Source organism: Pantoea allii (assembly GCF_046529425.1).
Taxonomy (GTDB): domain Bacteria; phylum Pseudomonadota; class Gammaproteobacteria; order Enterobacterales; family Enterobacteriaceae; genus Pantoea; species Pantoea allii.
In genome coordinates, this window is sequence record NZ_CP125958.1 from 2,451,183 (window position 1) to 2,464,065 (window position 12,883).

At 54.8% G+C, this 12,883-nt stretch carries 13 protein-coding genes; 9 read left to right on the forward strand and 4 right to left on the reverse strand.

Annotation, left to right across the window (positions count from 1 at the left end; genetic code table 11):
* Positions 1–423: 423 nt before the first annotated feature.
* Both QNH99_RS11535 and QNH99_RS11540 read left to right on the forward strand, forming a co-directional pair.
* Positions 424–732: a DUF1471 domain-containing protein gene (locus QNH99_RS11535; RefSeq protein ID WP_063879575.1), complete on the forward strand. Its 309-nt coding sequence runs from the start codon at positions 424–426 to the stop codon at positions 730–732.
* Positions 733–1,030: 298 nt separating this feature from the next.
* On the forward strand, positions 1,031–2,131 hold the full coding sequence (locus QNH99_RS11540) for an NADH:flavin oxidoreductase/NADH oxidase (protein ID WP_096010644.1): 1,101 nt from the start codon (positions 1,031–1,033) through the stop codon (positions 2,129–2,131).
* Positions 2,132–2,160: 29 nt separating this feature from the next.
* Here QNH99_RS11540 and QNH99_RS11545 read toward each other — a convergent pair whose 3' ends face one another.
* Both QNH99_RS11545 and QNH99_RS11550 read right to left on the reverse strand, forming a co-directional pair.
* On the reverse strand, positions 2,161–2,796 hold the full coding sequence (locus QNH99_RS11545; protein WP_063881173.1) for a hypothetical protein: 636 nt from the start codon (positions 2,794–2,796) through the stop codon (positions 2,161–2,163).
* Between the two features lie 562 nt (positions 2,797–3,358).
* On the reverse strand, positions 3,359–3,751 hold the full coding sequence (locus tag QNH99_RS11550; RefSeq protein WP_256852584.1) for a VOC family protein: 393 nt from the start codon (positions 3,749–3,751) through the stop codon (positions 3,359–3,361).
* A 67-nt stretch (positions 3,752–3,818) separates the two neighbouring features.
* On the opposite strand from QNH99_RS11550, the gene QNH99_RS11555 reads away from it, so the two are divergent.
* Positions 3,819–4,382: a GNAT family N-acetyltransferase gene (locus QNH99_RS11555; protein WP_256852583.1), complete on the forward strand. Its 564-nt coding sequence runs from the start codon at positions 3,819–3,821 to the stop codon at positions 4,380–4,382.
* A 151-nt stretch (positions 4,383–4,533) separates the two neighbouring features.
* Here the strand turns inward: QNH99_RS11555 and QNH99_RS11560 are convergent, their stop codons facing one another.
* Entirely contained in the window at positions 4,534–5,628 is a 1,095-nt protein-coding gene (locus QNH99_RS11560) for a LacI family DNA-binding transcriptional regulator (RefSeq protein WP_109716335.1), read from the reverse strand.
* A 195-nt stretch (positions 5,629–5,823) separates the two neighbouring features.
* Between QNH99_RS11560 and QNH99_RS11565 the strand changes: the two genes are divergently transcribed.
* From QNH99_RS11565 to QNH99_RS11590, 6 genes are all read left to right on the forward strand, one after another.
* The gene (locus tag QNH99_RS11565) at positions 5,824–6,645 is read left to right on the forward strand and encodes an ABC transporter substrate-binding protein (protein ID WP_063879570.1); all 822 of its coding nucleotides are present in this window, start codon (positions 5,824–5,826) and stop codon (positions 6,643–6,645) included.
* Positions 6,646–6,718: 73 nt separating this feature from the next.
* The gene (locus QNH99_RS11570; protein ID WP_063879569.1) at positions 6,719–7,525 is read left to right on the forward strand and encodes an amino acid ABC transporter permease; all 807 of its coding nucleotides are present in this window, start codon (positions 6,719–6,721) and stop codon (positions 7,523–7,525) included.
* Between the two features lies 1 nt (position 7,526).
* Positions 7,527–8,273: an amino acid ABC transporter ATP-binding protein gene (locus tag QNH99_RS11575; protein ID WP_063879568.1), complete on the forward strand. Its 747-nt coding sequence runs from the start codon at positions 7,527–7,529 to the stop codon at positions 8,271–8,273.
* Positions 8,273–9,346, forward strand: coding sequence for a Gfo/Idh/MocA family oxidoreductase (locus QNH99_RS11580; protein ID WP_410516695.1), 1,074 nt, complete (start codon positions 8,273–8,275; stop codon positions 9,344–9,346). Before QNH99_RS11575 ends, QNH99_RS11580 begins: the two co-directional genes overlap by 1 nt.
* A 31-nt stretch (positions 9,347–9,377) precedes the next feature.
* The gene (locus QNH99_RS11585; RefSeq protein ID WP_410516696.1) at positions 9,378–10,496 is read left to right on the forward strand and encodes an NAD(P)/FAD-dependent oxidoreductase; all 1,119 of its coding nucleotides are present in this window, start codon (positions 9,378–9,380) and stop codon (positions 10,494–10,496) included.
* 446 nt (positions 10,497–10,942) lie between these two features.
* On the forward strand, positions 10,943–11,974 hold the full coding sequence (locus tag QNH99_RS11590; protein ID WP_410516697.1) for an NADP-dependent oxidoreductase: 1,032 nt from the start codon (positions 10,943–10,945) through the stop codon (positions 11,972–11,974).
* A 47-nt stretch (positions 11,975–12,021) separates the two neighbouring features.
* Here the strand turns inward: QNH99_RS11590 and QNH99_RS11595 are convergent, their stop codons facing one another.
* Positions 12,022–12,882 carry a PfkB family carbohydrate kinase gene (locus QNH99_RS11595; protein WP_410516698.1) on the reverse strand — a complete coding sequence of 287 codons (861 nt, stop codon included), beginning with the start codon at positions 12,880–12,882 and terminating at the stop codon, positions 12,022–12,024.
* Between the last annotated feature and the right edge of the window lies 1 nt (position 12,883).

Genomic DNA, 12,883 nt, shown 5'->3' on the forward strand with positions numbered 1-12,883 from the left:
TTAAGCCAAATTTCGTATTTTTCACATCTGTTATTTATCAATCAATTACAGGCATAAACCGGCTATTTTGCGATTTTTCTGGCAATGTAAAGCTCTGTAAGCCTGCTGCAATCCGCCTTTTCCGGCGCGCATTAATGCGCTCCCCGCTCAATTGTTGGTTTTGTGTTGATATTTTGTATCTGGATTTCACAACCTGTAAGCAGACACGAAAAACCTGCCATATTTCAGCTCAAGTGTGGCTGAAGCTTTCATAAGCATCTGATTAGCAAGAAAAGCCAAATTCGTTAACTCGAAAAGGTATTTTATAACTTTTGCCGACAGTCCTTAACATGCATGCGTTAATCGAACCCATGGCGAATTAATAAATCGATGGCGCTTAACAGGCGCGTGATGCTGTAAATTCAGATACTCAGGAGCACGAAAATGAAAGCACTTGTTCAGGATATTTTGTCTATCTTTTCTCCTCAGACAGTAAGCCCTGTTTTTATCCGCACTGGCTTATCCCAGGAAGAAAAAAATGCCATCAAGCCGATGGGCGTGACGACCGTGACCTGGGCAACCTCGATGGAAGAAATCACGGATGCACTGCTGCGCAAAGCGACTGAGGCCGGTGCGGTCGGCTATCACATCACCCACGTCGATTCCCATAAGCCGGGTAATGACCAGCAGCATATTCTGGAAGCGACCGCTACCCTGTATTCGCTTGATGAGAAGGCATTGCAGAGAGCCTGATTGTGACCGATCAATCTTCGCAACGCGTTATTCTACGCCCTGAACCCTGCTGTTATCATCGGCATTAACAGCAAGGGTTCATGCCCTCTTTTCCTGCTGACGCTGACAGGTTTCCCTTCATATAGCCCATGACTTATTTTCATATTGCACCTGTTAGTTTCACTTTATATGTATGCTGTAACTAAAGGCGCTAACCGTCATCACCAATAAATTGTTACGCAGCTTTACGCACGCGTTTGCCAATCAGCCACTATAGTTTTCACCAGACTGTTAACCGAGCGCAGACAATGAGGTTTTTATGAGCAAACTCTTTTCCCCCTTCTCTCTGGGTGAGTTAACCCTGGATAACAGGATCGTTATTGCGCCCATGTGTCAGTATTCGGCCGAGGAAGGTCGTGCGACCGCCTGGCATCGTATCCACCTTGGCCATCTTGCCCTTTCGGGCGCAGGCTTGTTGATTATTGAAGCCACCGCCGTTGAAGATATTGGCCGAATCACTTACGGCGACCTGGGATTGTGGAACGATGAAACCGAAACCGCGCTGGCTGACGTCCTGCACGATATTCGCCACTATTCCGACATGCCCATCGGGATTCAGTTAGGCCATGCCGGGCGTAAAGCCTCCTGTACCGTTCCCTGGGAAGGTGGCAAGCAGATTGCGCCTCAGGATGGCGGCTGGCAAACCCTTGCCCCCTCTGCCCTGTCGTTCAGTGACGGCGAGCATCTTCCGCTGGAAATGCAGGTCAGCGATCTTGAGCGCGTTAAAAATGCCTTTGTCGCGACGGCAAAACGCGCCGTTCGTCTGGGGATTGAATTAATTGAAGTTCACGCCGCCCATGGCTATCTGCTGCATCAGTTCCTTTCCCCGTTATCCAACGTGCGGAGCGATGAATACGGCGGCTCGCTGGAAAACCGGATGCGTTTTCCTTTAGAGGTGTTTAACGCGGTGCGCGAAGCCGTTCCGGCAGAGATTCCGGTTGGCGTGCGGATTTCAGCCAGCGACTGGGTAGAGGGTGGATGGGATGTCAGCCAGTCCATCGCCTTCTCAAAGCAGCTTGAATCCCTGAACTGCGCCTATATTCACGTCTCCAGCGGTGGGCTGTCTGAACAGCAGCAGATCAAGGTCGGACCAAACTATCAGGTTCCCTTTGCGCGCGATATCCGCCAGCAAATTGGTATTCCGGTGATTGCGGTGGGATTGATTACCGAGCCGCAGCAGGCCGAGGCGATTTTGCAACAGGACGAAGCCGACCTGGTCGCACTGGCCCGTGGAATGCTTTATAACCCGCGCTGGCCATGGCACGCCGCGGCTGAATTTAGCGCCAACGTCAAAGCGCCACCACAATATCTGCGCTCAGAACCCCACGGGGCAAAAGGCACGCTGAAGCCAGACGAATAACCTGTACGGGCCGCAACCTGTTTGCGGCCTCAACGGTTGAGTTGATGATGACACTGCAGCAGCGCCAGATGAGGCCCTGACAGCGGCTGACGTTGCGGTGTAAAAAACTGCGCAACCGGTGCCATCGAACTTTGAGCCAGCACCACCTGCTCTGCGCCCTGCAGCCAGGCATCTTCTACCGCCGTACGCACACAGTGAAGATATCCCGCCTCATCACCCGCTTTAAATCGCTGCCAGGCATCCGGGATAAGCCGTACTTCAGGCGTCCGTCCGTTAGTGCAGAACAGTGCCCGTGTTGCGCCGAGCGTGGATTCAGCGGCACAAAGCACCACCGTTTTTTTCTCATTGCTGTGCACGGCTTTTGCCAACATGCCGTCGGTACGCCAGACAGCGCAGGGTTTTTTGAGCGGAAAAAACGCGGCAGAAACCGGCCCAAGCGTTGAACAGGTGATCAGAATGACATCAAAATGCGGTTGCAGATCCTGTAGCAGCATCACCAGCCGATCGTAAAGCCCTGCCGTCAGGCCACCGCTGGCTTCGGCTTCCGCCAGCAGGTGCGGCATGACCAGATGGCTGAGCTGCAGATGCGTCAGATTAAGCTGCCGGGCAGCATCGTCAAAGATGGCGATATTGCTGGCGGCGGTATGTAAGCAGGCAATATTGATCACGTGTTGGCTCTTTGGCTAGAAAACGTTCCCCATCATGCCATGCGTTTATCCGGGCACCAATACCAGGCTTTCGCACCCAGAGATGTCCACTTTGACAGATATGGGCATTGCCTGACGAATCCGCTAACCATCACGTCCGCTATCGCTGTTTAGTCGCTCATGCGGAAAGTTCGCGGCGCAGTACGACGCTTAACGACGAATCACGCTGACCTCAGCCACCATGAAAAAGAATGCGTGCGGTAGAGGTAAAAACAAAAGAATCGCGGGGAAATTGCGTTAACAAGATCGGGCATCAGAATGGCAGTTGCTGTAGTGCCTGTGAAAAATTCCGTGGCTTAGCCGTTGCGCTGAGTTTAAAAAAAAATCCGATGTGAGTCGTAAAACCCTGTTGGCTACAGGCAAGAATTCGCTTTATCGACAACGTAAATGAAAATATGCCATGCATTAACGTTTAATTGATTGCCATAAAATTAACGTCTGGCGGCGATAGTGCGTTGCGCTTTGCTTCGCATTACCTGAAACAACGCGCCTGTAACGCGCGAAACTGAAAAAGCAGGCGTTAAGGTTGCCACGCGCCGTGCTGAAGCACGATCCGATAACCATCGTTGTCCTGAAAGGTTGCGCCGTTTTTCTCCCAATAAGGATTAAACGCGGTGACCCTCACAAAGCCTGCGCGCGTCAGGTCTGAGCAGCGCTGTTGCCAGTGGGTTTCATCCGGCAGATAAAGCACCAGAAGATCCTCGGCTGTCGAAGCCGGTTGTACAGGATGGTGATGACATTGGGTAAATTCCAGATGCCATGACAGGGTTTTATCGCCCAACATCACCCCGCTAAAACCCTCATGATCCGTGAATTCTCCCATGCGCGTGAGTCCCAGACCGGCACAATACAGGCTGCTGCTTGCGGCTACATCGCTCACGGGCCGCGCAATACGCATTTGCTGAATATTCATCACTTCTCCTTGTTGAGTAAACAGGCTATTAATACGTCATTCAGATAGCTTTACAGTGAGGTTTATAGTGCATCTTCAGACCGAGCGTTTGTTGCTCAGAGCTATGCGCCCTTCCGATGACAAGGATCTGTTCAGCATTTACGGCGACCCCGCGACCAATACGTTTAACCCCGCAGGCCCTTATCCAGACCTGGCCCACGCGCAAAAGGTGCTGGCCGACAGACTGGCGTCGTTTCAGCGTTACGGCTATGACAGCTGGGCGATAGCGACCCAGGAGGCGCCAGAGATCATCATCGGCTTTGGGGGATTAAGCGTGCGTACTTATGGCGAAAGGACCGTCAACAACCTTGGCTACCGCTTCGCCACCCACGCCTGGGGCAAAGGGTTCGCTACCGAGTTGTCACGCTTCGCCGTTGACTATGGTTTTGGCGAACTGGGGCTGGAGACGATTTCAGCCTCGGTAAGACGCCCTCATCAGGCCTCAATACGCGTGCTGGAAAAAACCGGTTTGCGGTTTATCGACGAGATCTATGATGTCGACAATGCACCACCCAGCCTGTTTTATTCGATTAATCAGAAAGCGTGGCAAGCACTGAGGGCGGCGGGCAACACCCCCAGCGCCAGAGAGTAATAGCAGTTGTTCAACTGCTGAAACGCAGATTCTTAAGGCTCGCGCAGTGAAGGTGCCGACATCACGACGGCTGATAAGCTGGTTGATAACAACCCGAACAGCGGTCTCTGGGGATCAATGCGGTTGCCGTGGTTGCTGCCAACAACGCAAGCTAGCCGCCAGATTCTCTGCACGCTTTTGGCCGCTTTTCGCCAATCGATCCCCGCACCACCATCCAGCTTTCAAACTCAGGTAACACGCCAGCCGGTTGCTGTCGGATATGACAGATCAGCCTGCGCGCAGCCTCTCTGCCCATCTCATACACTGGCTGCGCCACGACGGTAATCGCCGGCGTCATCAGTTCGGTCCAGGGAAAATCATCATACATCACGAACGAGATATCCTCGGGGACGCGTAGCCCGCGTTTTGCCAGTCCGCGCAGTATCCCCATGGCAATGAGATTATCCGAGGCGATCAGTGCGCTGGGCGGATCGGAGAGTGCGAGCAGTTCAGTTAATATCTGCTCAATGCAGTCATTATTAATAGCATTCAGACGGACCAGGGCCGGATCGAGAACCTTTCCCGCTTCATGATGCGCATCAATCATGCCTTTAACACGTTGCGCGACAGGCGTGGGCCCCAGCGCCACAGAGTGGGAATAAGGTGTGGCGATGCGCATACTGGAAAGATAAGCGATACGTTGGTGGCCGGCGTTCAGTAATAATTCCGTGGCATGCTTTGCCACGTTAAGAAAGTTTGCCTGAATCGTTTCCACCTCCAGCCCTTCGACAGAGCGGTCAAAGGTCATCAGTGCCCGCCCTTCCACCAGCACCTGTTTCAGATGTTCATTATCCCGTGCCAGGGAGCTACAGGGCGCCACGATGATGCCATCGACGCGTTTGTCCAGCATCACACGTACGGCTTCCCGCTCCTCTTCCACGGTTTCATCACTGTTACTCAGGAGCAAATGAAAACCCGCCTGGCGGGCTACATCGGCCATGCCGCGTAATGCCAGCCCAAAATGGGGGTTTTCGATATCGCCCACGATGACGCCAAGGGTATTTGAACGCCCGGTGTTCATGCTGCGTGCCAGTTCATTGGGCCGATAGCCCAGCGTTTCCGCCGCCTGAGCCACACGGGTTTGTACATCTTCACTGACCGATCCATATCCGCCTAACGCTCTTGCTGCCTGCGCTTTGGAAACGCCTGCCTGGCGTGCAACATCCGCGACCGTCGGCCCCCGTAATTGAGGTTTTTTTGTTGTCATAATTATTTCGAATCACAAGTTGATAACATCTGGATTGACGCTGCTTAAAGCGTGTGCTTAATATCATTATATCCATTTGAGACCGGTCTCACAACAAGCACCGGTTTCATTTTACGCCTCACTGAGACCGGTCTCAATATAATATCACCGGCTAAGTGGACTCTGACGTTTCACCTGCAAAATCGGAAGAGCTTTATGACATCGCATAAACGTTTACCCTCTTTATCCGCAGCCCTGTTTGGCATTGCTGTAATGCTCTCAGCCAGCTTCAGTGCACACGCGGCAAGTGATAACAATCCGTATGGCTTAATCGAACCGGGGCACCTGCGTGTCGCCAGTCTGGGTGATTCAAAGCCTTATACCTTTACAGACAAAAACGGCAATTTCACCGGTTTTGACGTCGAATTTTTCAGAAATGTAGCCCATCGCATCGGGATCGATAAGGTGGATTTCGTTGGGCAAGATTTCTCCGCCATCCTGCCCGCCGTCGCCAACGGGCAATATGACGCGGGCGTAGCCGCAATCGGCATTACCCCCGCCCGTGAAAAAACCGTGGATTTCTCGACAGGTTATCTGGCGGGTTATTTGACGGTGTTAACGCGCAGTGATTCTGGCGTGAAAAATGTCGAGACGCTGGCCCATAAGCGACTGGGCGTGATTCAGGGAACGCTGCAGGAAACCTATGCGTTGCAGCACTTTAAACAGACCGACCTGGTTCGGTTTCCTGACAACAACGCGGCGGTTTCCGCGCTGAATAACGGCACGCTTGATGCCACCTTCCTTGATTATGAAGCCGCCAAAGATTATGCCGCGCGCTTCAATCTGGTCATGGCCGCGAATATCCCTTCTTTTGATGCGCCTGCCGGGGTGGCGATAGCCAAAAACAAGCCAGCGTTCAAAGCGGCGCTGGATAAAGCCATTAAAGATGCGATGCAGGATGGCACCTGGGAAAAGCTCTATGAGAAGTGGTTCCCAGGCTCGCCGATGCCTGCACAGTACCTGCCCCAGCACCCTTAATCGCCGCGCACGTTGTGCGTGTGAATGTACCTGGTGATGGACCCTGTCTGTCACCCGCAAAAGAGAATCGGCTATGGATCTCATTACTATTCTTTCGCGTACCTTCTTCGATATCCCTGCGATGATGGACGTCCTGCCCCAGTTGCTGGCAACGGGGCTGGTTAACACCATGATTATCTCGGTGTCGGCCACGCTACTTGGCACCTTTTTCGGCCTGATCCTGGCGCTGATGGGGATCTCACCTTCGCGCTGGCTGCGCCTGCCTGCCCGGCTGTATACCGACTTGTTTCGCGGCCTGCCTTCCATCCTCACCATTTTGCTTATTGGTCAGGGGCTGGCGCGTTTCAGTTACCAGTTATTTGGCCCCACGCCTTATCCCCTCGGCATCTTTGCCCTAAGCCTGATTGCAAGTGCCTATATGGGTGAAATCTTTCGTGCGGGTATTCAGAGCATCGAACAGGGGCAGATGGAAGCCTGTCGGGCGCTGGGCATGAGTTATAGCCGGGCCATGCGGCTGGTGATCATCCCACAGGGCATCCGGCGTGTATTACCCGCCATCGTGAACCAGTTTATCGCCATCATCAAAGACTCTTCACTGGTGTATCTGCTGGGGCTGATGACTTATCAGCGAGAGCTGTTCCGGGTAGGCCAGGATGCTGCGGTACTGAGCGGCAACCTGTCTCCCCTGATGCTGGCCGGCCTGTTTTATCTGGTGATTACCGTGCCACTCACGCACGCCGTGAACCACATCGATATCCGTTACCGCACCGGACGCCGTCGTGCTGCGGCCCCTCAAAGCGGTTTAAAAGAAATCGATGAAGTGGAGGTAAAACGGGCGGTCGCGCCCACTGCCTCTCTGACCAGCGGACAAGGACATTAACATGGCAACCTCTTCTGCCTTTCATGGCGCAAGTCTTGAGCTGCGCAATCTGACCTTGGCATACGGCCCGATTGAAGTGCTGCGCAATGTGTCGTTAGCCATCGCCCCCGGCACCACAACCTGCATTATCGGCCCTTCAGGGTCGGGAAAATCGACGTTACTGCGGGGCATCAACCGCCTGCATGAACCGAAAAGCGGCGATGTTTTACTGGCCGGCCGCTCGGTATTAAAAGACAAACCCGATGCGCTGCGACTGCGCATCGGCATGGTGTTTCAACACTTCAATTTGTTCCCCGACCACAGCGCGCTGGAAAACGTGGCGCTGGCACCGTGGAAAGTCAAAGGCCAGCCGAAAGCGAAGGCGCTGAGCATTGCCAGGCAACGTCTGGCCGAAGTGGGATTAGCACAACGCACCGATCATCGACCGCGCGATCTTTCCGGGGGGCAGCAACAACGTGTGGCCATCGCCCGGGCGCTGGCGATGGAACCGGAAGTGATGCTGTTTGACGAAGCCACCTCCGCACTCGACCCCGAACTGGTGAAAGGCGTGCTGACGCTGATGGCCGAGCTGTGTCAGCGCGGCATGACAATGGTGGTGGTGACGCATGAGATGGGATTCGCCCGACGCGTTGCCGACCAGGTGGTATTTATGGACGAAGGCGAGATCGTCGAAGCCGGCACGCCCGAGCAACTGTTTGAACGTCCCCAGTCTGCCCGTTTACAGCGATTTTTATCCGAGGTGCTCTGATGTCACATTCTACCGTTTCAGGTCCTGTCCGCACGGCGCTGGTGGGTTTTGGTATTGCCGGAAACGTCTTTCATGCCCCGCTGCTAGCGCACAATGCCGATTACCGGCTTGACGTGATTGTCAGTCGCGATGAACAGCGCGTGGCATCCGCCCAGCAAGGTTACCCGCAGGCACGGATTGTGCCGGACTGGCCTTCGCTGATGCAGCTTATCGACAGCGGTGAAATCGCCCTGGATCTCATCGTGCTGGCTACACCACCCGCACAACATCGTGAACAGGCTTTGCAGGCCAGTATGCGCGGCATTCATCTGGTGGTGGACAAACCCTTCGCCCCTGACGTCGAGGCAGCAGAAGCGATGATCAGCGCTGCCCGTCAAGCCAATACCTTGCTGACGGTCTTTCACAATCGCCGTTGGGATGGGGATTTTCTGACGCTTAAGCGCCTGGTGCAGGAAGAGGCGTTTGGCACTGTAAGAAGTTTTGAATCCCGCTTTGAGTGGTGGCGACCTGAGGGGTTTGGCAACTGGCGTGACACGGTGTCCCTTGCGCAAGGCGGCGGCCTGCTGCTGGATCTCGGCAGTCATCTGATTGATCAGGCCATACAGTTATTCGGTCCGGTAGAGGAAGCCAGCGCCGAGTTAGCCCGCTATTCGGGTCAACAGTCGGACACCGACGAGGATTGTTTTGTCTCCTTGCTGCATAAAAACGGCGTGCGTTCGCGGCTGTGGATGAATGGTCAGGCTGCCCTGAACGCCCCGCGCTTCCATCTGCTGGGCAGCAAGCGCGCCTTTACCCACTGGGGACTGGATAACCAGGAGCCACAGCTGGCTGCAGGCATGTCGCCCACGGACAACCAGTACGGCGTTACGCCGCCCGAAGGTTATCCCCTGATGGGGACCGCGGAGGAAAGCGATGTCGTTATCCTGCAGCGCGGTAACTATCCCGCATTTTATCAATTGCTTGCCAGTGCGCTTTTGCATGGCGGCCCACCGCCTGTCGAGACAGATGAGGCGCTTGCGGTACTGAAGCTTATCGATCAGCTTCATCAGCAAAACCGCGTGCGTACTGCCTGAACGGCGTAACTTTTTAACAAAGGAATCAATCATGACTGAACAAGCTGTAGTCAAAACCGTTGTTGTACTGGGCGGTGGCGTGCTGGGCGTATCGACCGCCTGGCAACTGGCCAAAGCCGGTGCCAGAGTGACGCTGGTAACTGAAGCGGAACTCTGCTCCGGGGCCTCGGGACGTTCACTTTCCTGGCTCAACTCGTCGGGCGAACGGTCGCAACCTTATCATGCGCTAAGAATGGCAGGGATTGCGCGTTACCATACCCTGTTTGCACGCCATCCCGATCTCGACTGGCTGCGTTTTGATGGCGCGCTGTTCTGGGAGGAGGACGATGATGCGGGAACCCTGGCGCGCCATGATTACGAAAAAGCGCATGGCTACGAATCTCTCCTTGTCGATCACACCACAGTAAATCGTGTTGACCCTCAGGTGAACAGAACCGCCCTTACCCGTGTCGCGATTGCCAATCCGGGTGAAGGCTGGGTCAGTCTGCCCCATCTTATGGAACATCTGATTCATGAGTTCAAAGCCTCAGGCGGCGAAGTCGTTGAGCATGCGGGAAAAGCAAGCGTGATCACCACTGCGGGGCGTGCGACAGGCATTCGTAGCGAAAAGCGCGGTGAGTTTAGCGCAGATCGTGTGCTTGTCGCCTGTGGCCCCTGGACACCCGAGGTGGTTGCGCCGCTTGGTGTGCACATTGCAAACGCGTCGCCTGTCGCCATGCTGGTCACCAGCACTGCACAAAATCAGGGTTTGCAGGTTGTCATGAACACGCCGCGCGCGGCGATACGCCCCAATCCGGGCAACACGCTGGCGGTGGACCATGACTGGTACGAAGAGGATATCGTTGCGCATGCCGATGGTCAGTACAGCATTGATCAGGCGGTCATCAACCAGTTAATGGTGGAAGCCGGTAAACTGATTGGTGAGGGTAAACCCCTGGACGCAAAGAGCTGGAAAATCGGGTTAAAGCCGGTTCCGGGTGACGGGGAACCGGTTGTCGGGGAGCTGAAAAAAGTGCCGGGGTGCTTTGTTGCGTTTACCCATTCGGGCGCAACGCTGGCACTGATTTTGGGCGAACTTCTCACCGATGAAATACTCAATGGTGTGCAACATCCGATGCTCGCCACTTTCCGGCCAGAAAGGTTTAGCTAAGCCCTTTCCAGCGTCATGGCGGTGATGCGGTGATGGCCGTTATGGCGCTGGATGAACGCCCTGAAGCCTGTCACTGCCGTGCATGTCGTTACTGGCGCAGGCTTGATTTTGACTCGCCTGCAGAAAGAGACAAATATCAGGTCTGCTAACCTCGGTTTCAGCAGTTTTAGCGGCTGTGTCTCACACCAGGGCTGTCACGGCGGTCCTGAAAAGTGCCACCGCCAACCCGCTTCGCGCGTTAAAGCACTGTCACGCCGCGCGGGTGATTCAGAGCAATCCGAATCCCCCCAGCAGAAACGCGCGCTGCTGCGTCGCGCGCCGGTCTTGCCCTTTCCCTCCTGCCTGTTAACCGCCAGCAGGGTTAAGCATCCTTTTTTCAGTCATCTACACTTTAGCCATTCATTCCCGGCAACCCCTAGCGGTTAGCCCATGCAAAGGACGACACTATGACTGAACAATCGACAACAAATCACGCCTGGCTTCTGGCTTCACGCCCACAGGGTGAACCAACGGAAGAGAATTTCCGTTATGTTGCGCGGTCGACGCCGGAGATCAAAGACGGCGAGATCTTACTGCGGACGATTTATCTGTCACTGGACCCTTACATGCGTGGACGCATGGATGAGGGAAAATCGTACGCGCCACCGGCTGAGCTGGATCAACCGATGGTCGGCGGTACGGTCTGTCAGGTCGCTGCATCCAAAAACAGTGAGTTTAAAGAGGGCGACTGGGTACTTTGCCAAAGTGGCTGGCAGGAATATGCGGTTTCTGATGGCAAAGATGTTGCCCGTCTGGATAACAATCTGCCCCATCCTTCCTGGGCGCTGGGTATTCTGGGCATGCCCGGTTTTACCGCCTATATGGGATTAATGGACATCGGTCAGCCGAAAGAAGGTGAAACCCTCGTGGTCGCCGCCGCAACCGGTCCGGTGGGTGCCACAGTGGGTCAGTTAGGTAAAATGAAAGGCTGTCGCGTGGTGGGCGTGGCGGGCGGCGAAGAAAAATGCCGTCATGCTGTAGAAAACCTGGGGTTCGATGCCTGTATCAATCACCACAGCCCGGACTTTGAAGAACAGCTTAAAAACGCCTGTCCGGACGGCATCGATATCTATTTCGAAAACGTCGGTGGCAAAGTGTTCGACGCCGTCTTCCCGCTGTTAAATACCGCCGCGCGCGTGCCGGTCTGCGGTCTGGTTTCCGCCTACAGCCAGAAAGCACTCCCTGCCGGTCCGGACAGAACCTCGCTGATTATGGCGGGCATCCTGAAACGTCGCATTCGTATGCAGGGTTTCATTATTTTCCAGGATTACGGCCATCGCTATCCCGAATTCCTGAAAGCCATGACGCCGTTGGTTGAGAGCAAAAAAATTCAGTATCGCGAACACGTGATTGAGGGCCTTGAACAGGCCCCCAAAGCCTTTATCGATATGCTGAACGGCAAAAACTTCGGAAAAACCGTGGTTAAAGTCGCCTCGTAAACCAGCCGATCCTGTAAAAATGCAACGTCATGGACGTTGCATTTTTTTTATCTGATCGGGCGTGAGACGTGCTCTGCCGCAGCATCGTTGGCGGTTGCTACCGCGTGCGCAAGGTCGTTGCCATCATTAAGCGCCTTGCACAAGACGCCCATGAAGCAGTCACCCGCGCCGTGCGTGCTGACCAGCGTAATCTGACGGGCAGGCAGGCTGTGCGTTTCGCCGGCTTCGCTGAAAGCCACGCCATGTTCCCCTGCCGTGACCACAACACGACTGAAACGTGATGCCAGCTGCTCTGCCGCCTCTCTGGCTGACAGCAGATCGGTCACCGCTACGCCGCTCATATCCCGGGCTTCAACCGCATTCACCACCAGCAAATCGACGCAACGTTCAAATTCGGCAGAGAGCTGGCGAGCCGGGGCGGCATTAATGCATACCGGAATACGCTGCTGCCGCGCAGCCTGCGCCGCCGCCAGATTCACCGCTTCCGGCACTTCATTTTGCAACACCAGCATCGACACATCCTGCCAGAAACCGGCCTGCATGAACGGCTCCGCCGCTATGTGCTGATTGGCATTGGATACCACCACCGCGCCATAGTCGCCTTCCGCGTCGGTAATCGCCACGCTCATGCCAGACGGGACATCCTTAATCGTTGCGACCGAATCGGTGTTAACCCCGGCCTGACGCAGCGTATTCAGTAAAAACGCGCCCTGTTGATCGGCCCCTACGGCCCCGATAAAACGTACATCTGCGCCAGCGTTGGCTGCCGCTATCGCCTGGTTACCGCCTTTGCCACCAAACTTGTAGTGGCAGGCGTTTCCCATTACCGTTTCGCCCTTTTCAGGCCGATGATGGGCATCCAGCATAATGTCGTAATGAAGACTGCCGGTGACTGCAATTTTACTCATG

Bases quoted from the DNA above. Each gene is read 5' to 3' on its own strand.
- QNH99_RS11565 (WP_063879570.1), top strand. From the start codon at position 5,824: ATGACATCGCATAAACGTTTACCCTCTTTATCCGCAGCCCTGTTTGGC.
- QNH99_RS11595 (WP_410516698.1), bottom strand. From the start codon at position 12,882: ATGAGTAAAATTGCAGTCACCGGCAGTCTTCATTACGACATTATGCTG.
- QNH99_RS11570 (WP_063879569.1), top strand. From the start codon at position 6,719: ATGGATCTCATTACTATTCTTTCGCGTACCTTCTTCGATATCCCTGCG.
- QNH99_RS11535 (WP_063879575.1), top strand. From the start codon at position 424: ATGAAAGCACTTGTTCAGGATATTTTGTCTATCTTTTCTCCTCAGACA.
- QNH99_RS11575 (WP_063879568.1), top strand. From the start codon at position 7,527: ATGGCAACCTCTTCTGCCTTTCATGGCGCAAGTCTTGAGCTGCGCAAT.
- QNH99_RS11585 (WP_410516696.1), top strand. From the start codon at position 9,378: ATGACTGAACAAGCTGTAGTCAAAACCGTTGTTGTACTGGGCGGTGGC.
- QNH99_RS11580 (WP_410516695.1), top strand. From the start codon at position 8,273: ATGTCACATTCTACCGTTTCAGGTCCTGTCCGCACGGCGCTGGTGGGT.
- QNH99_RS11560 (WP_109716335.1), bottom strand. From the start codon at position 5,628: ATGACAACAAAAAAACCTCAATTACGGGGGCCGACGGTCGCGGATGTT.
- QNH99_RS11550 (WP_256852584.1), bottom strand. From the start codon at position 3,751: ATGAATATTCAGCAAATGCGTATTGCGCGGCCCGTGAGCGATGTAGCC.
- QNH99_RS11540 (WP_096010644.1), top strand. From the start codon at position 1,031: ATGAGCAAACTCTTTTCCCCCTTCTCTCTGGGTGAGTTAACCCTGGAT.
- QNH99_RS11590 (WP_410516697.1), top strand. From the start codon at position 10,943: ATGACTGAACAATCGACAACAAATCACGCCTGGCTTCTGGCTTCACGC.